General features: G+C 58.3%; 19 protein-coding genes. 14 read left to right on the top strand and 5 right to left on the bottom strand.

The window, feature by feature from the left end:
• Positions 1-28: 28 nt before the first annotated feature.
• From GAL_RS17355 to GAL_RS17345, 3 genes are all read left to right on the top strand, one after another.
• Positions 29-1,276: a class I SAM-dependent RNA methyltransferase gene (locus GAL_RS17355; protein WP_024098859.1), complete on the top strand. Its 1,248-nt coding sequence runs from the start codon at positions 29-31 to the stop codon at positions 1,274-1,276.
• 5 nt (positions 1,277-1,281) lie between these two features.
• Positions 1,282-2,091 carry an ion transporter gene (locus GAL_RS17350; RefSeq protein ID WP_040104329.1) on the top strand — a complete coding sequence of 270 codons (810 nt, stop codon included), beginning with the start codon at positions 1,282-1,284 and terminating at the stop codon, positions 2,089-2,091.
• Between the two features lie 64 nt (positions 2,092-2,155).
• Positions 2,156-2,674, top strand: a complete 519-nt coding sequence (locus GAL_RS17345; RefSeq protein ID WP_024098857.1) for a L,D-transpeptidase family protein — start codon at positions 2,156-2,158, stop codon at positions 2,672-2,674.
• A 115-nt stretch (positions 2,675-2,789) separates the two neighbouring features.
• On the opposite strand, the gene dalA is transcribed toward GAL_RS17345, so the two are convergent.
• Positions 2,790-3,281: a divisome-associated lipoprotein DalA gene (gene dalA, locus GAL_RS17340; RefSeq protein WP_024098856.1), complete on the bottom strand. Its 492-nt coding sequence runs from the start codon at positions 3,279-3,281 to the stop codon at positions 2,790-2,792.
• A 167-nt stretch (positions 3,282-3,448) separates the two neighbouring features.
• On the opposite strand from dalA, the gene GAL_RS17335 reads away from it, so the two are divergent.
• Positions 3,449-4,090 (top strand): L,D-transpeptidase, encoded by a 642-nt coding sequence (locus GAL_RS17335; RefSeq protein WP_024098855.1) that lies wholly within the window; start codon positions 3,449-3,451, stop codon positions 4,088-4,090.
• A 141-nt stretch (positions 4,091-4,231) separates the two neighbouring features.
• Positions 4,232-4,414 (top strand): hypothetical protein, encoded by a 183-nt coding sequence (locus tag GAL_RS17330; protein WP_014876361.1) that lies wholly within the window; start codon positions 4,232-4,234, stop codon positions 4,412-4,414.
• Positions 4,415-4,515: 101 nt separating this feature from the next.
• Here the strand turns inward: GAL_RS17330 and GAL_RS17325 are convergent, their stop codons facing one another.
• The 3 genes from GAL_RS17325 to GAL_RS17315 all read right to left on the bottom strand — a co-directional run bounded on the left by GAL_RS17325 (position 4,516) and on the right by GAL_RS17315 (position 9,640).
• A complete protein-coding gene (locus tag GAL_RS17325; protein WP_024098853.1) occupies positions 4,516-7,545 on the bottom strand; it encodes an aminotransferase class III-fold pyridoxal phosphate-dependent enzyme in 3,030 nt (1,009 codons plus the stop codon).
• A gap of 73 nt (positions 7,546-7,618) precedes the next feature.
• Positions 7,619-8,680: a ferrochelatase gene (gene hemH, locus GAL_RS17320; RefSeq protein WP_024098852.1), complete on the bottom strand. Its 1,062-nt coding sequence runs from the start codon at positions 8,678-8,680 to the stop codon at positions 7,619-7,621.
• A gap of 129 nt (positions 8,681-8,809) precedes the next feature.
• Positions 8,810-9,640 carry a methyltransferase domain-containing protein gene (locus GAL_RS17315; RefSeq protein ID WP_024098851.1) on the bottom strand — a complete coding sequence of 277 codons (831 nt, stop codon included), beginning with the start codon at positions 9,638-9,640 and terminating at the stop codon, positions 8,810-8,812.
• A gap of 14 nt (positions 9,641-9,654) precedes the next feature.
• Between GAL_RS17315 and GAL_RS17310 the strand changes: the two genes are divergently transcribed.
• From GAL_RS17310 to GAL_RS17295, 4 genes are all read left to right on the top strand, one after another.
• Positions 9,655-10,383 carry a ComF family protein gene (locus GAL_RS17310; RefSeq protein ID WP_024098850.1) on the top strand — a complete coding sequence of 243 codons (729 nt, stop codon included), beginning with the start codon at positions 9,655-9,657 and terminating at the stop codon, positions 10,381-10,383.
• Between the two features lie 84 nt (positions 10,384-10,467).
• A complete protein-coding gene (gene grxC / locus GAL_RS17305) occupies positions 10,468-10,725 on the top strand; it encodes a glutaredoxin 3 (RefSeq protein WP_014881502.1) in 258 nt (85 codons plus the stop codon).
• 38 nt (positions 10,726-10,763) lie between these two features.
• Positions 10,764-11,594 (top strand): carbon-nitrogen hydrolase family protein, encoded by an 831-nt coding sequence (locus tag GAL_RS17300; protein ID WP_024098849.1) that lies wholly within the window; start codon positions 10,764-10,766, stop codon positions 11,592-11,594.
• The gene (locus GAL_RS17295; protein ID WP_024098848.1) at positions 11,594-12,034 is read left to right on the top strand and encodes a MarR family winged helix-turn-helix transcriptional regulator; all 441 of its coding nucleotides are present in this window, start codon (positions 11,594-11,596) and stop codon (positions 12,032-12,034) included. The genes GAL_RS17300 and GAL_RS17295 overlap by 1 nt, the downstream gene beginning before the upstream one ends.
• Positions 12,035-12,304: 270 nt before the next feature.
• Here the strand turns inward: GAL_RS17295 and ubiG are convergent, their stop codons facing one another.
• Entirely contained in the window at positions 12,305-13,051 is a 747-nt protein-coding gene (ubiG, locus tag GAL_RS17290) for a bifunctional 2-polyprenyl-6-hydroxyphenol methylase/3-demethylubiquinol 3-O-methyltransferase UbiG (protein WP_024098847.1), read from the bottom strand.
• A gap of 49 nt (positions 13,052-13,100) precedes the next feature.
• On the opposite strand from ubiG, the gene pip reads away from it, so the two are divergent.
• The 5 genes from pip to GAL_RS17265 all read left to right on the top strand — a co-directional run bounded on the left by pip (position 13,101) and on the right by GAL_RS17265 (position 17,986).
• Entirely contained in the window at positions 13,101-14,081 is a 981-nt protein-coding gene (gene pip / locus GAL_RS17285; RefSeq protein ID WP_024098846.1) for a prolyl aminopeptidase, read from the top strand.
• On the top strand, positions 14,078-14,923 hold the full coding sequence (locus tag GAL_RS17280; RefSeq protein WP_024098845.1) for an ABC transporter substrate-binding protein: 846 nt from the start codon (positions 14,078-14,080) through the stop codon (positions 14,921-14,923). Before pip ends, GAL_RS17280 begins: the two co-directional genes overlap by 4 nt.
• Before the next feature lie 200 nt (positions 14,924-15,123).
• Positions 15,124-15,714, top strand: coding sequence for a ribosome maturation factor RimP (gene rimP / locus GAL_RS17275; protein ID WP_024098844.1), 591 nt, complete (start codon positions 15,124-15,126; stop codon positions 15,712-15,714).
• Positions 15,714-17,339, top strand: a complete 1,626-nt coding sequence (gene nusA, locus GAL_RS17270) for a transcription termination factor NusA (protein ID WP_024098843.1) — start codon at positions 15,714-15,716, stop codon at positions 17,337-17,339. The genes rimP and nusA overlap by 1 nt, the downstream gene beginning before the upstream one ends.
• 26 nt (positions 17,340-17,365) lie before the next feature.
• The gene (locus tag GAL_RS17265; RefSeq protein WP_014876348.1) at positions 17,366-17,986 is read left to right on the top strand and encodes an RNA-binding protein; all 621 of its coding nucleotides are present in this window, start codon (positions 17,366-17,368) and stop codon (positions 17,984-17,986) included.
• Positions 17,987-17,988 lie beyond the last annotated feature (2 nt).

The raw sequence follows: 17,988 nt of genomic DNA, 5'->3' as shown, positions 1-17,988 counted from the left end.
TGCGGCGGTCGCAGGGTATGCAGCGGCCATGACACATGCAGCTAGAACCACAGCCACAATCATTCGTCTGGGCCATCAGGGCGACGGGGTCGCCGAAGGCCCGCTTTTTGCACCGCGCACGCTGCCGGGGGAGACCGTCAGCGGTATTCGCGACGGGCACCAACTCGGCGATATTCGCATCGAAAGCCCGTCGGAGATGCGTGTCCAGGCGCCCTGTCGGCACTATAAATCCTGCGGTGGTTGCCAGCTGCAACACGCGACAGATGATTTTGTTGCGAACTGGAAAGTCGACATCGTTCGTAATGCGCTGGCGGCGCAGGGGCTTGAGGCGGAATTCCGCCCGATCCACACCTCACCGCCACAATCGCGTCGTCGTGCTACCTTGTCAGTGCGCCGCACAAAAAAGGGGGCGATGGCCGGGTTCCATGGGCGCGCCTCCGGGGTGATTACGGAAATTCCTGACTGCCAATTGCTGGCACCGCAGCTGCTGTCCGCCATCCCTATGGCAGAGGCACTGGCCATGGTGGGCGCCAGTCGTAAGGCACCGCTCTCGGTAACCGTGACCCTGTCTGAGGTTGGTGTGGACGTGCTGGTGACCAATGGCAAACCGCTGGATGGTCCCTTGCGTATTGCGTTGGCACAGGTTGTTGATGCCCATCATATAGCGCGTCTGACCTGGGAGGATGAGTTGATCGGTATGGAGCAGGCACCAACCCAACCGTTTGGACCGGCCCATGTCTGCCCGCCGCCGGGTGCATTTTTGCAGGCAACGCGCGACGGCGAAGCCGCACTTCTTGCGGCGGTTGAGGACTGTGTGGCTGGTGCGAAACGCATCGTGGATCTATTCGCTGGCTGCGGCACCTTCACCCTGCCGCTTGCGAAACATGCAGAGGTGCACGCGGTCGAGGGTGAAGGCAGTATGCTGCGCGCGCTTGATGCCGGCTGGCGACAAGCCAAAGGGCTGAAAAAGGTCACAACCGAAACCCGTGATCTGTTTCGCAATCCGCTTCTGGCAGAGGATCTCAACCCCTTTGGGGCGGCGTTTGATGTCGCCGTGATCGACCCGCCCCGCGCAGGTGCCGAAGCACAGGTAACGCAGTTGGTTGCTGCACGAACCAAGCGGGTTGCCTATGTGTCCTGTAATCCCGTTACCTTTGCCCGTGATGCCAAGATCCTGACGGATGGCGGCTACCGTCTGGATTGGGTACAGGTGGTCGATCAATTCCGCTGGTCTTCGCATTGCGAACTGGCGGCCAGCTTTTCCTACGTGGGGTGAAACCGGTGAGCACCAGCGCAAAACAATCCCTGACCCAGCGGCTTGGGACGCTTATTTCCAGCGATGGCTTTGGCAACTTCATCACAGCTGTGATCCTGATCAATGCGGTCACGCTGGGGATGGAAACCTCAGATACGATCATGTCCCGATTTGGGGCTGTTGTTCTTTTCGTTGATCAGCTTTGTCTGGCGATTTTTGTCGTTGAGCTGCTGGCGAAGCTTTGGGTACAGCGGCTGCGGTTTTTCCTGCGGGGCTGGAACATCTTCGACTTTGTAATTGTCAGCATCGCCTTTCTGCCTGGTGCACAGGGAATCTCGGTGCTGCGGGCGCTGCGTATCCTGCGGGTGCTGCGCGTCATCTCCGTCGCGCCGCGCCTGCGCCGCGTGGTCGAAGGGTTTATCACCGCTTTGCCGGGCATGGGCTCGGTGTTCCTTCTGATGGCCATCATTTTCTACATCGGGTCAGTTATTGCGACGAAGCTCTTTGCGGAGAGTTTTCCTGATTGGTTCGGCAATCTTGCACTAAGCGCCTATTCCCTGTTCCAGATCATGACTTTGGAAAGCTGGTCCATGGGGATCGTGCGGCCGGTGATGGAGATCTACCCCTACGCCTGGGCTTTCTTCGTGCCATTTATCATGGTGACCACCTTTGCGGTTGTGAACCTGTTGGTGGGTCTGATCGTGAATTCCATGCAGGATGCCCATCACGAGGAAGAAGGCGAACGCACCGATGCCTATCGCGATCTGGTTTTGGCCCGGTTAGAGGCAATTGAGCAGCAGATCGCGGCCTTGCAGCCGCCGCAGGAGAAGAAGTGATTTTGATTTTTCCCGCGAAGATAGTAGTTGGAAATTGAGGCAAATCAGGCAGAGACCTAATATAATGGACAGACGTACATTCGGACTGGGCGCTGCGGTGACCCTTGGGCTGGCAGGGTGCAGCTCCGGTCCAAGTAAATTTCGCAGCTATAACGGGCCCGAGGTGACCTCGGTCGTCGTGAACAAGGGCGCGCGCAAGGTCTATCTTCTTCATCATGAGGATATTCTGCGCGAATATGATATGGAGCTTGGCTTTGCTCCGCTTGGTCACAAGCAAATCGAAGGTGACGGTAAAACACCCGAAGGCACCTATCTGATTGACCGGCGCAATCCCAATAGCCGCTATCACCTGTCAATCGGGATTTCCTATCCCAACGCGCAGGACCGGGCGAAAGCCGCCGCGATGGGCAAAAAACCGGGAGGTGAGATTTTCATCCACGGTGAGCCTAATAATGCAAAGGCGCGCAAGCGCGCGGCGCGCGTGGACGACTGGACCGCGGGCTGCATTGCCGTCACGAATGATGAGATTGAAGAAATCTACGCGATGGTTCGCGATGGTACGGTGATCACCCTGCGCCCGTAACCGCGTGGACAGTATGTCCATCATCACCGCAGGTCGCAGCTCAATAGAATAGGCCCGATTGCCTGAATGGCAGATCGGGCCTTTGTCATTTTTTGGCTGTGGCGAAAGCGCCGGATCAGCTGCCCATCACCAGGGTCCACCAGATCTTGCCGTTGGATTCCTGAAACCAGGAAAAGCCCATCGTGCGTGCTTTGGGGTCCATGATGACAGACCGGGTTGCGGGCAATTCCATCCAGGCCGTCAGTGTCTGCAGTTCGGATTCATAGGTTTCCGAGATCGTTTCGCCGATCATGGTGCCAGTGAAGCCTGCGCGGGCCACACGGTCCAGCGGCGAAGAGCCATCGGAGCCAAAATGCCAGGGCCGATTCTGCACCGACATATCGCGCGAATGGGTGGCCGCCGCAGCGGTCAGCTGCGGGTTCAGCTGAACGGTGGGACGACCTGCCGCCTCGCGGAGGGCATTGACCGAGTCGAGCATCCGCAGCTGCACCTTGTCGGCGTTACGGATCCGATACACGCTGCCGCCCGTGCTGCCATCGGGGACAGGTGCACAGGCTGCGACAAGGGTCATCAGCCCGGCGATAAGGATCAGAAATACACGTGTCATACTACACCTTGCTTCATTTGCTGGCTGCTCCAATACCCCGGCTGTGGCATAGGCGCAAACCTGTCAGCGGTGAATTGATCATCGCTGGATGGTTTGATTTGCGACTGAGGCATTCGCGCCATAAGATACGGTATAACGAATGCATATCTCCGCAGTTTGGAAAAGTCATGACCCGCAGCCCCTTCGATATTCTTTCAAGACGGCAGTTTATTGCCGGATCCGCGTTTGCCGGCGCTTCGCTGGTTGGTGGTGGTGTTGCCAGCACAGGCTGGGCCCAGGATGCAGCGGATACCGTCGCGGAGGGGTTCGACCCTCTTCGCCCGCCGCCTGAGCCCGAGCCGCCGGTGCAGCGCAATATCTCCGCATTCCGATCCAAGGATTGGCGCCCCTACTTCGACAGCCTGCGCAACGGGGCCGTGCTGGTTGATATCGACAGCCGTGCCCTGCATTTCTGGTCTGAAGATCAAAGCGTCTATAAGCTGTTCCCATCTTCGGTACCGCTCTCTGATGATCTGACGCGGCGCGGTCGGACGAAGATCATTCGCAAGGTTGATGGACCCGGCTGGGCGCCAACTCCGAACATGCGCAAACGTAATCCTGAGTGGCCAGCCTATATTCCGCCGGGGCCGGACAATCCGCTCGGAACCCACGCTTTGTATCTCAGCTGGAAGTATTACCGAATCCACGGAACCCACGATACACGCAAGATTGGACGTAAGTCGTCCAATGGCTGTATTGGCCTTTATAATGAGCATATTTCAGAGCTATTTGGGCTGACGAAAGTGGGCACTCAAGTGTTGCTAATTTGACGACATCGACCCATTCCGGGGACCGAATCATGCAACAAGCAATTGCAATGCCGGGATTTTGCTGATTAGAAAAATATCACGAGGTAAGTCTTGGGCGCGTGGTTCAGGTGGACTGAACTGCGCATATTTTTGGAGGTTAACATGAAAAAACTCGTTATCGCTGCTGCTCTGACTGCTGCTGCTTCGACCGCTTCCGCGGGCAACCTGGCTGAGCCGATCGTTGAGGCGCCGGTTATCGTTGAGCAAACCGAAAGCTCCTCCAGCGGCATCCTTCTGCCGCTGCTGCTGCTGGTTGTTGTCGGCGCGGCTGTTGCAAGCAACTAATTGCTTGTGTCAGAACGTTAAGAAAGGCGGTGGATTTTTCCACCGCCTTTTTTCGTGGCATCTGATGGCATCGGAACAGGCCGATACCGCCTGCGCGTGGCTTAATGGTCAGACAGCTCTGACAGGATGCTGTCCAGCGTTTTCAGGATCATCTCAATCCCCTCTGCATCTATCGTCAATGGCGGGCGAATTTTCAGGATATTGTCGCTTGGGCCTTCGCTGCCAATCAGGATGCGATGATCCCGCATCCGGTTTTTGACATAAGCGCAGATCTCTGAGGCCTCTGATCCATCGGTACGGATCAACTCGACTCCGACGAACAGCCCCATACCGCGCACATCACCGATTGCCTGATAGCGCGACTGAAGGTCACGTAGACCTTTGATCAGATCTGCTCCGCGCTCGCGGGCGTTTTCCTGCAATCCTTCATCGTCGACAATATTCAACACTTCGGTACCGATGCGGCAGGACAGGGTGGAGCCACCAAAGGTCGAGAAAAACTCCGGCCCCTGGGCAAAGCTATCGGCGATGGCGCGGGTGGTGACGAGGACGCCAAGCGGATGGCCATTGCCAATCGGTTTGCCCAGAACAACGATATCCGGTGCAGCCCCCTGGTGTTCAAAGCCGAAGTAATAATCGCCTAAGCGCCCAAGCCCGGTTTGCACCTCATCGGCGATACAAATCCCGCCCGCAGCCCTGATTTTCTCATAGACTGCTGGCAGATACCCCTTGGGCGGAATGATCTGGCCGCCAACCGAGGGGAAGGTTTCGGCGATAAACCCAGCAACGCCGTGGCCGCTGGCCTGTAGCTTCGCAATGGCGGGATCAACCAGATCAGCGTATTTCTGTGCGCGTTGCAGATCATCACGACGGTAGGTGCCGCGATAGTCGTCTGCGACCTCCACCAGTTCGACCCAATCGGAGGGGCCAACCCCGCCCTTGGCATTGAACTTATAGGCCGAGATGTCGATCACACCGGTTGTATTACCGTGGTAGCCGTGGTCGGGGGTCACCATCCCCTTGGCGTTGGTGTGCGCCCGCGCAAGACGCAGGGCCAGCTCATTGGCTTCGGTGCCGGAGTTGACGAAGAAGCAGACCTCGAGATGATCCGGCATTTTCGACAGTATTTTTTCGGCAAAAGCGGTCTGTGCCGGATGCAGATAGCGGGTGTTGGAGTTCATCCGTTTCAACTGGTCCGCAGCGACGGCTTGAATGCGTGGATGGGCATGTCCGACATGTGGGACGTTGTTATAAGCGTCCAGATAGGGGCGTCCCCATTCGTCGAACAAATGATGCTTCCAGCCGCGCAACAACATCACCGGGTCGCGGTATGTCAGGCTGAGGTTCCCGCCAAAATGGGCGTGCCGCCCCGCCAGAACCGTTGCTTTATCTGTTGGTCGATAGCTGACCTGAGCAGCGGGCAGGTTCAAGAGTGGCGCCGGATTGGGGCAGAGCGCGGTCCAGAGTGTGAGGTCATCCGGGTCGGCAACCCCGGGCCAGTCAGCTTCGATTCCCGCTGTTGACAGGGCAAGCTGGAAATGAACATGGGGCGCCCACCCACCGTTTTGGTCGGCTGTGCCAAGCTGGCAAAATGATGCGCCCTTGGCGATTTTGTCCCCAACAGAAAGACGCGTGCAGCACTCCGGATCAAGGTGGCCATAGAGTGTATAAAACGCATCGCCGCTGTCTGTGTGATGCTTCAGGATCACAACACCACCGTAGTCCAGGTGATTGGCACGATCCTCAACAACCAGCACTTCCCCTGCCAATGGGGCATGAAGCGGTTCTCCGGCAGGCGCGAAGACGTCCACCGCCAGATGCACGGTCCGGCGATCGCTTGCCTTATACTCTCCCTTGCGGAAGGCTGGCGCTGTGTAGATCAAACGGGGTTCGCGATAGTAGCCAAGCCACCAATCGCGGCCATCCTCGCCGGAAAACTCACGTCCAACATCAGCAGCCTCGGCCAGCGGCATGTCAAACGGGTTCTGTGGCCAAGTGGACTCTTCGACAGAGAGGGATCCCATTGGCAGATCGGCCAGATCCCGTCCCATCAGGGGGGCAAAGTCACCTGAATGTGTCTCTAAATAGGCTAATACACTGTCTGCACCATCGACAACCGTCAGGCCGCAGGTTGCCCGAAGTCGCGCTGTGATCAGCGCAGGATGTTCACTCGGCTGGTCCAGAAACCGCCACGCCGGTTCCTGCGAAATTGTTACATAGGGATCATCAGGATTGTCTTGAGCCTCCAAGGTGGAGTTGATGACACTGACGGCCAGTCGCATCCGCAGCAGCGGCCAGAGAAGATCCAGTTCTTCTGCCGTTAGCGGGGTTACAGCGTGATATCCCGACACCAGCGCCGCAAGCGCTCTCTGTGGTTGAGGGTGGTCGATGACGAGATAGGCGGCCGCAATGGCGAGATCACAGATTCGTGGCCCTGCGCACATATCGCCGAAATCAATCAGGCCGCTGACAACTCGAGGTTCCGACAGATCACCAGTGACGAGGATATTGTAGTCATTTGCATCATTGTGGATGGCCTGCCTTGGTAGAGCGTCGAGCTGCGGTTTCAGGGATGCAAAATCGGCGCAGATCTCAGCAATCACCTGCTGCCTGCGGTTATCCGTGATGCAGGTTATGTCATCCTTGATCCAGTCTGCGGTCATCAAATCCCATTTGAACCTACGCTCCAGAGCGGGATGCACAAACTCTTCGAGAGCGCGGGTGGTGCCGGCAAGGGTCGCGCCGACCTCGCGGATCAGCTCTGCGGATTTCGGAGCGCTTTTGGCATAGCAGCGGCCGGGCAGCAGAGTTTGCACCCACACCAGCCGGTCTTCGCCGGTGTCATCTTGGAGACTGAGGCATAGCTCTCCGTTGCTTGCAGCAACGGTGCGGGGGATCGGCAGACCGGGATCAGTTTTGTGGATATGCGTCAACGCCGCGATTTGCATATCGACAAGGTCGGAGGCGCAGCCGGGGCGCATGGCTTTCAGGATATAGCCTCGCCCATCCGTTGCGATCGCGCGATAGTTAAGGTCATATTCTCCGTCCAACCGGGACAACTCGGCACGGATGCCCCAGTGGTCGTGTAGGACGGCGGCCCAGTGATCTTCGGCCAAACGGATTGCGGTCATGAAATGCCCCTGTTCAAAACTCCCAAGCCCCGTTGGCCGGGGCGTTTGGGCTATTTGGACCGGGGCGTGCCGATTAGTCCAGCCACCCTTTCAAATTGCGTTCGATCACACCGGAAAGCGCATCGATATGCTCCGCATCGTCATTCAGACAGGGGATGTAGAGAAACTCCTCGCCGCCTGCATGCTCAAAACTCTCGCGGATTTCTTCGTTGATTTCTTCAAGTGTTTCAATGCAATCAGCCGAGAAGGCCGGGGCGATCACGGCGATATTCTTCTTCCCATCCTTGGCGAGAGTGGCGACGTGATCCACGGTGTAGGGTTTCAACCATTCCTCTGGCCCGAAGACTGATTGGAACGTGGTTGTGATCTCGGTGTCGGTCCAGCCGAGACGCTCTTTCAGAAGGCGCGTCGTTTTCTGGCACTGGCAGTGGTAAGGATCACCCTGCATCAGATAGCGCTTTGGCATGCCGTGATAGGAAACCACGAGGATTTCGGGTTTTTTCTCTGCGGCTGCATAGGCTTTCTCGACCGAGCGGGCCAGCGCGTCGATATAGGCAGGATCGTCAAAGTAGGGAGCCACTGTGCGCGCAGCCGGTTGCCAGGTCTCCTCCATCAGGGCGCGGAAAAACTGGTCATTGGCGGTCGCAGAGGTGGCGCCGGCGTATTGCGGATAGAGCGGCACGAAGAGGATTTTCTGGCAGCCCGCCTCAACCATTTCGCGGACCTTGGATTTTGTTGATGGATTGCCGTAGCGCATACAGAAATCCACCATAACCTCGTTGCCGTAGCGGTCTTGCAACGCCTCCGCCATGGCGGCGGTCTGTTCCTTGGTAATGGTCATCAGGGGGCTTTCGCCCTTGTCGTGGTTCCAGATGGATTTATAGGCCGCCCCCGATGTGAAGGGCCGTTTCGCCAGAATGATCAGCTGAAGCAGCGGCTGCCATTTCCAGGCAGGATAATCGATCACCCGTTTATCAGAGAGAAACTCGCTCAGATACCGGCGCATGGGCCAGTAGCTATAGTCGTCAGGCGTGCCGAGATTGGCCAACAGAACGCCAACTTTCGCCGGGGCGATTTTTGGGTGGTCTGCCGGAGCGTGAGCGGGGCAGGTGGCGGGGGCAGTGGCGTCCAGCATCTGGTCAGGGTCCTGTGCGGTAATTCGGTCAGCGGATCGTGGTCCGCTCTAGCAATATGAAGATACGGCGGAAATAGCCAATTGGATCATTCCACCAGAGCCATAGGATAGATCTATGACGGTGGCTGTCTACTTGGGCAGCGGTGTTTCTGGCACCTTAAGCGCATCTGCCAGACGGGCCTTCGCCGATCCCGGGCGCAGCGGTTTCTGCTGGGTTTCCGATGGCGACCAACCGGTCAGGCAGATCAGTTCGAATGTCGCGGGCAACAGACCGTCTGCGGTGGCGTAAGTGGCGCGATAGATTTCTTCAGCTTCTGCAAAGAGATGGCGCGAGGGTGTCACCTTCTGTCGTTGGGTCATCGCATTGGTTTCGCCCATGCCACGCAATTCATGCATTAAATGTCGCAGGTCGCGGTACTTTGCCGTCAGCGGAACCACATCCGCAACTGGCAGCGCAAATCCGGCCCGCTGCAACAGGGCGCCCAGATCACGCACCTCGGCCATCGGGGCCACGCGCGGGGAGAGCCCGCCAGATAGTCGCGTTTCGGCAGTTGCCAGGGCGCTGCGCAGTTCATGTAGGGTTTGGCCGCCCAACATCACAACCAGTAGCAGCCCATCTTCGGTCAAGGCCCGGTGACACTGGATCAACTGACCCACGGGATCATTCGCCCAATGCAGTGACATCGCATGAACCACAAGATCGTGCGCGCCCACCTCCAGATCCAAGGTCTCGTCATCGGCCACATGTTTCGCATCGGGCAGACAGCTCGCCCAGCCTTCGGTAAAAGGCGCAACCAGCGCTGGGCTGGTAAAGCTTCTGTTAACCATGGATAGCCGATCCTCAATCTCATCGCGGGCGATGTCATGCAGGAACAAGGCCTGAGACGTCAGGCGGCTGCGATGGGCGGTGATGGCGCGGCGGTCGAACAGCTGCGGGCGGGGCGTCGTGGCTTGGGTCATGAGGGCTATTTAGGATGTTGAAGGCGCGGATACAAACGGCTGTTTCATTGATCTACCCCCCACGTTGTCTGGCTTGTGGAGATTGGGTCGACAGTGATTTCGGGCTTTGTGGCCCCTGTTGGCGCGACACCCCTTTCATCAGCGGAACCTGTTGTGACAGTTGCGGTGTCGCGCTGATGGGGGAGGAGGACGGTTTCCGGCTTGAGTGTGATGACTGTATGGAGCATCCGCGCCCTTGGCAGCAGGGGCGCGCGGCGTTGTCTTACGAAGGCACCGCGCGGCGTCTAATTCTGGCGTTAAAGCACGGAGACCGCACAGAGATCGCGCGGCCTGCGGCGCGTTGGCTTGCGCGCGCTGCAACTACCTTATTGGCAGATAATCCGCTGGTGGCGCCGGTGCCGTTGCATTGGTCTCGGTTTTTGCGCCGTCGCTACAATCAATCTGATCTATTGGCCAAGGTCATGGCCCAAGATGCCGACTTGGACTATTGCCCGGATCTGTTGCGCCGGACACGGCGTACCCCATCGCTGGAGGGGCAGAGTCGCCATCAGCGCTACACGACATTGATGCAGTCGATTGCTGCGCATCCCAAACACGCCGAGCGGATCAGTGGCAGAATTGTCCTGTTGGTGGATGATGTGATGACCAGCGGCGCGACGCTCAGCGCGTGTAGCGAGGCCTGCCTTGACGCCGGGGCGACGGCGGTGCGTGTCGCGGTGCTTGCACGGGTCACGCACTCGTGATCTGAACGCGCTGGGGCTGGCAATTTCATCATGGACTGCCCAAGTTCGTGCCAAGCCAACAGATATGTTCAAACGGAGACCCGAATGAAACCGGTCGAAATCTACACATCCCCGCTTTGCGGATTCTGCCACGCCGCCAAGCGTCTTCTGACGCAAAAAGGTGTAAGCTTTGACGAAATCGACGTTTTGGCAAACCCGGACCGCAAAGCTGAAATGATTGAGCGCGCCAATGGTGGGCGTACCGTTCCGCAGATTTTCGTTGGTGAAACTCATGTGGGCGGGTGTGACGATCTTTATGCGCTGGATCGTTCCGGAAAGCTGGATCCGCTGCTGGCCGCCTAAACTGCGGTACATAAAGTGAAAGCCTGAGGAGGTGACAGATGCGTGCGGCTCTACTTCAAATGACGTCAAGCGACCAACCCGCCGATAATCTGGCGATGGTGCAGCAGATGATCGGCAACGCGGTCGCAGGCGGCGCGGGGTTTGTGCTGACGCCGGAGGTGACCAATTGCCTGTCCGGCAGTCGCAGTCATCAGCAATCCGTACTGCATCTCGAGGCTGATGATCCGACGTTGTCGGCGCTACGAGACACGGCGGTGCAGCATGGGGTCTGGCTGTCGCTGGGGTCACTCGCGTTGAAGACAACGGATACAGATGGGCGTTTTGCCAATCGTCAGTTTCTGATTGATCCGAAGGGTGAGATTGTCGCCCGATATGATAAAATCCACATGTTTGACGTGGACGTCACGCCTGAGGAAACCTACCGCGAATCCGATGGATACCGGCCCGGTCACGAAGCGGTGGTTGCAGAAACCCCCTTTGCCGCGTTGGGGATGACCATCTGCTATGATGTGCGCTTTCCTTATCTGCATCGGCGTCTGGCCAAGGCAGGGGCGCAGGTTCTTTTGGTGCCTGCGGCATTTTCCCATGTCACAGGCGCCGCCCATTGGCACGCCTTGCTACAGGCGCGGGCCATCGAAACCGGCTGCTATGTCCTGGCTGCGGCACAGACTGGCACGCATCCGGCCGCCCGTGGGTCGTCACGTCGCACCTATGGCCATTCGCTTGTTGTGTCGCCCTGGGGTGAAATCCTCGCAGATGGTGGTACGGATATTGGCATCACCTACATTGATCTTGACCTTGAAAAAGTGGCACAAGCGCGCCGACAGGTGCCTTCCCTGTCGCATGACCGAGAGTTTGACGGCCCCTGATGGATGACACGAATTCCCTAGCGGTTTCGCTATTTAGCGAAATCTTGATGGCAGATCAGCTGGCGCGAACGCGGCTGGGACAGGTGCTGCCCAAGGGGATGGAACTGTCGCATTTTTCCGTATTGAACCATCTGGCACGTACGGGCGTGGAGCGCTCCCCCGCGCAGCTGGCGAAGGCGTTTCATGTGACCCGCGGCGCGATGACCAATACGCTGGGCAAGCTTGAGGCTGCCGGATATATCCATATTCGCCCCGATTGGGACGATGCGCGGCGTAAAATGGTTGCTATTAGCCCGGCTGGGCGGCGGGCACGCGATGCGGCGCTGGCGAGCATTGTGCCGATGATCTCTGAAGTGGTGGAGGAACTGGGCGGTGACCGGGTCAAATCCGCACTGCCGATCCTGCGGGAATTTCGGATCAAGCTGGGCAGTCGCGACTAGATAGATGTGTCCGCACTGGGCGTCTCTCCCCGACAACGGAAAAGGACGCCTGCGAACAGACGTCCTTGGTGCCCCCCGTCAGGCTGGTCCGTGAGTGGTAGGCTTAACGACAGGGCGGCCCGGAACAAGGGCCTCTGTGCATTCACTCGGTGACAGGTCGGAACTGTTCGACCCTTACCAGTGTTTTACCACGGGCAGCGTATCGACCCAACGGCGCAGAAGGATGATCGCCTATCCTTAAGTATAGGATAGGCTGATATTCTACGCGTTTCAGCGTGGTTTCGTGCTTGCTGTGACGTAGTTGACGCTCAGGTCTCGCTCCGAGAGTGACCAGCTCCAGAACACGGGGTTGAAGACGAATCCCTTGCGATCAACCGGCGTCAGTCCAGCCTTTGCCAGCAGCTCGAATAGCTCATCCGGGGTGATGAACTTTGACCATTCATGGGTGCCGCGCGGCAGCCAGCGCATTACCACTTCTGCGCCAAAGATCGCCATGGCGTAGCTTTTGGGATTGCGGTTGATGGTAGAACAGATCTGCAATCCGCCGGGTTTCAGCAATTGCCGCGTGGCAGTCAGATAGCTGAGCGGATCGGCCACATGTTCGACCACTTCCATATTCAGGACGATATCGAACTGTTCGCCCGCCTCGGCCAGTGCCTCAGCTGTGGTATGGCGATAGTCGATATCCAGCCCAGATTGCTGCGCATGGACCTGCGCCACCGGGATATTGCCCGCTGCGGCATCTGCACCGACGACGTCCGCACCCAAGCGCGCCATGGGTTCGCTCAGCAGGCCGCCGCCACACCCGATATCAAGCAGACGCAGACCTGAGAACGGTGCATCTGACGACAGGTCACGATCGAATTCTGCTGCGATCTGCTGCGTGATGTAATCAAGGCGACAGGGGTTCAACATATGCAGAGGCTTGAATTTTCCGGTCGGATCCCACCATTCAGCAGCCATGGCTTCGAATTTTGCGATCTCGGACGGATCTACCGTGGATTGAGGCGCTTGCATTCCTGTCTCCGTGTGTTCTTTTATCAGTCAGGACTAAGTTAGGTCAGTAATGGACAAATACCCGTATCAAAAGCGCGCAGTGCAGTATTTGTACCCGCCCATCGAACCCTTCGACCAGCGTATGATCGATGTTGGGCAGGGGCACCATATCTATATGGAGCAAAGCGGCAATCCGGATGGCATCCCTGTGGTGGTCTGTCACGGGGGGCCCGGTGGCGGATCCAGCCCGGCGATGCGGCGATATTTTGACCCGGATCGTTACAGGATTATCCTGTTCGATCAGCGGGGGTGCGGTCGGTCGCGGCCACATGCCTCCTGCGAGGACAACACCACCTGGAATCTGGTTGCGGATATGGAAATCATCCGACGCCTGATCGGAGTGTCGCAATGGATGGTGTTCGGTGGCAGCTGGGGCGCGACGCTGTCGCTGATCTATGCTCAGACCCATCCGGAGAGGGTGTGCCAGCTGATCCTGCGCGGCGTTTTCCTGATGACCAAGTCGGAGCTGGACTGGTTCTACGGAGGCGGCGCCGGTCGGTTCTGGCCGGAAACCTGGTCGCGATTTGTTTCGCTGATCCCGGACGATGAGCGCAGCGACCTGATAGCGGCCTATAACCGGCGGTTGTTTTCTGGCGATATGGCAGAGGAGATCCGGTTCGGTCGGGCTTGGTCCGCTTGGGAGAATGCGCTGGCTTCTATCCACTCCAATGGCGTCTCAGGGGAAAGTCCCGGCGACTACGCCCGCGCCTTTGCCCGGTTGGAGAACCACTACTTCATCAATGGCGGCTTTCTGGATTACGACGGTCAGATCTTCGCCAATATGAGCCGCATATCGCATATTCCGGGCATCATCGTGCAGGGGCGGTATGATATGATCTGCCCGCCGACCTCGGCCTGGCGATTGAAGGAGCTGTGGCCAAATGCAGAGTTGAAGATGGTACGCAATGCCGGCCATGCTCTCTCGGAACCGGGAATCAGCGCGGAACTGGTGCGCGCGATGGACGAGATTGCCGAGGAGCAGGAGCCATGACACGGATCGACAGACGTGCGCTGTTTACATCGGGGGCCGCCGCAGCCTTGCTGGCTGCCACTGGTGCGGCGCTTGCGGATGCCCCGCGGCCGGGCGGAATTCTGCGATTGGCTGTACCGCGGGATGGTGATCTGATGGATCATGTGGCTCGTGGTGCTGTCTTTGATACGCTGACGGAAATTGGCCCGGATGGGTCATTGCGCCCTGAGCTGGCCACCCGGTGGAGCAGCAGCCCGGATGCGCGGATCTGGCGATTTGATATCCGGTCTGATGTGACATTTCATAGCGGCGTACCGCTACAGGCCCAGGATGTGGCCGCCAGCCTGCGCTATAGCGTTATTGAAACCGATCATGCGGCGCAGATTGAGGTGCTTTCTCAGGAGAGTATTCAGATCGTGCTGGGCGCCTCGAACCCGCATCTGCCTTATCTGTTGGCGGATGGCCGCTTTTTCATCGCTGCGGGGGGAGCGGTTTCATGCGATCTCTCTGCCGCAGATGGCACCGGATGCTACCGGGTGGAACGCGCGCGCGCTGGGCGCGATTTTCGGGCGACGCGGGTGATGGATCACTACAAATCCGGTCAGGCAGGCTGGGTCGATACGGTCGAGCTGATTGTGATTCCGGATGCAGAGGTCCGGGCAGAGGCCCTGCGGGATGGTTACGTTGATGTTGCGGCCTTACCTGCGCCCGATGGGGTGTTGTCGCGTGGCAGTTTTCACTACCATCCGTCGGCCAGTGATATGGCCTTGGCGGCGCGCCGGGATGTCGGCCTTCCACGCAGGATCGGCGCCCGCTCAGCGCTGGATGACGGCCGTATCGCCGAACGCTGGTGGCGTGTCTGATCTGTGAAAATGCGATATTTTGCTTGCGGGGTAGCGGGCGCCGGACAGGCGACAGGGATCTGCCCCTTGCAGTTTGACCTGATAGGGCGTATATGCCTGTCATAACAGCGGCGCGTCGGGTTTGCCCCTCAGCTCCACCGGAAAATTCAACGGGCCGCGCGCCCGTTTTTTTGTGCCCGAATCACAGATCTGGAATTCGTATGACCAATGACCTGATAGCCAAGGCAGCCATCGACCGTCGGCTTGCCGAGATCATCACTCCGGTGATCGAAGATCTCGGTTTTGAGCTGGTGCGTATTCGGCTGATGTCTGGCAAGACCACCACGCTGCAAATCATGGCGGACAAGCCGGACGGCGGCATTGAGGTGGACGGCTGCGCCGAGATTTCCAATGCGGTCAGCGCCACGCTGGACGTTGAGGACCCGATTCTAGACAGCTATGCGCTGGAGGTCTCCAGCCCCGGTATCGACCGCCCTCTGACACGTCTCAAAGACTTCGAGATGTTCGAAGGCTATGAAGCCAAGATCGAAACCAGCGAGTTGATCGACGGCCGTCGCCGCTTCAAGGGCGAGCTGGCCGGTGTCGAGGATGACGAGGTTCTGATCAATATCGAAGAACACGGCGAGACGGTTACAATCGGGCTGAAATTCGATTGGTTGAGCGACGCCAAGCTGGTTCTGACCGACGATCTGATCAAAGAAATGCTGCGCCAGCGCAAAGCTGCGGGCACCCTGAACGAAGACGCATTCGACGAAATCGAGGCCGATGGGTCCGAAGAGGAGAAAAAGTAATGGCTATCACGTCAGCAAACCAGTTGGAGCTTCTGCAGACCGCAGAAGCCGTGGCGCGCGAAAAGATGATCGACCCCGCTCTGGTTGTCGATGCGATGGAAGAAAGCCTGGCGCGGGCCGCCAAGAGCCGCTACGGCAGCGAAATGGATATCCGTGTATCCATTGACCGCAAGACCGGTCGTGCGACCTTCACCCGTGTGCGCACCGTGGTCGAAGATGACGCTCTGGAGAACTACCAGGCAGAGATGACCGTTGAGCAGGCCAAACAGTATATGGCCGATCCGTCGGTTGGCGATGTTTTTGTCGAGGAAGTGCCTCCGGTCGAAATGGGCCGTATTGCTGCCCAATCCGCCAAGCAGGTGATCCTGCAGAAGGTGCGCGAAGCTGAGCGTGATCGTCAGTACGAAGAATTCAAGGATCGTGCCGGCACCATCATCAATGGTCTGGTGAAGCGCGAAGAATACGGCAATGTTATCGTCGATGTGGGCGCTGGCGAAGCCATCCTGCGCCGCAACGAGAAAATCGGCCGCGAGAGCTACCGCCCGAACGACCGTATCCGTTGCTTCATCAAGGACGTACGCCGTGAACCCCGTGGCCCGCAGATCTTCCTGTCGCGGACCGCGCCGGAATTCATGGCTGAGCTGTTCAAGATGGAAGTGCCGGAAATCTATGACGGTGTCATCGAGATCAAGGCCGTGGCTCGTGATCCCGGTTCGCGCGCAAAGATCGCCGTGATCAGCTATGATGGGTCCATTGACCCGGTCGGCGCCTGCGTCGGTATGCGCGGTTCGCGTGTGCAGGCCGTGGTCAACGAGTTGCAGGGTGAGAAGATCGACATCATCCCGTGGAACGAAGACCAGCCGACCTTCCTTGTGAATGCGCTGCAGCCTGCTGAAGTGTCGAAGGTTGTTCTGGACGAAGAAGCTGGCAAGATCGAAGTTGTCGTGCCCGAAGAACAGCTGTCGCTCGCGATTGGTCGTCGTGGTCAGAACGTGCGTCTGGCATCCCAGCTGACTGCGCTGGACATCGACATCATGACCGAGGAAGAGGAATCGGCTCGCCGCCAGAAGGAATTCGAGGCGCGGACCAAGCTGTTCATGGAAACCCTGGATCTGGACGAGTTCTTCGCCCAGCTGCTGGTCTCCGAAGGCTTTACCAACCTCGAAGAAGTTGCCTATGTCGAGCTGGACGAACTGCTGGTCATTGACGGTGTCGATGAAGGCACCGCCCAAGAGCTGCAGGCCCGTGCCGCTGACTATCTGGAAGCCCAGGCAAAAGCCGCAATTGATGCCGCCCGTGCCTTGGGTGTTGAGGACAGCTTGATTGACTTTGACGGTCTGACGCCCCAAATGATTGAGGCATTGGCCAAGGATGGCATCAAGACGCTGGAAGACTTTGCCACCTGCGCGGATTGGGAACTGGCCGGCGGCTGGACCACCAACAAAGGGGAACGGATCAAGGATGATGGTATTCTTGAGCCCTTCGATGTGTCGCTGGAGGATGCCCAGACCCTTGTTATGACTGCCCGCGTTCTGCTGGGTTGGGTGGATCCCACCGAACTGGAAGCCGACGCTGAAGAAGACGCCGACATCGAAGACGGCGAAGCAGAAGAGGGCGAAGCCTGATATCAGGCCTCGCAGCGAGGGTAGCAATGGCACGCGGTGGCAGTGACAAAGACCGGTCCGATGGACCGGAGCGAAAATGTCTGGCGACAGGCGAGATTCAGCCTAAGGAAGGGCTGATCCGCTTTGTTGTTGGTCCTGAAGGTCAGGTCGTGCCTGACGTGATGGGTAAGTTGCCCGGGCGCGGGGTCTATGTGACTTCAACCGAGGCTGCGCTTCGCACCGCGATAAAGAAGAAACTCTTTGCGCGCGGCTTCAAGGCTCCGGTGACGGTGCCTGATGGGCTGGAAGATGAAATCAAAGGTCAGGTGCTGCGGCGCCTGATCGAGCTGATCAGCCTGGCGCGTAAGTCGGGCGATGCGGTCTCTGGCTACGAGAAGGTCAAGGACTGGTTGGCCAAGGAACACGCCCGCGTGTTGATCCAGGCTTCGGATGGATCGGGACGGGGCAAATCGAAATTGAGCACGCCGCACCGTGGGAAATTCATCGGATGCCTCACTGCGGACGAGCTGGGCATGGCTTTTGGGCGCCAAACTGTGATACATGCGGCGCTGGCCTCTGGTGGACTCGGCAAACGTGTTGTAGAGGAAGCGCAACGACTACAAGGTTTGCGCGAAACGGTGGGCGGCAAGGGCCGCACGGAAGGATAAAG

This window comes from Phaeobacter gallaeciensis DSM 26640, assembly GCF_000511385.1.
Lineage (GTDB): Bacteria > Pseudomonadota > Alphaproteobacteria > Rhodobacterales > Rhodobacteraceae > Phaeobacter > Phaeobacter gallaeciensis.
The sequence above is the reverse complement of the archived record's forward strand: the minus strand, read 5'-3'. Positions and strand labels throughout refer to the sequence as shown.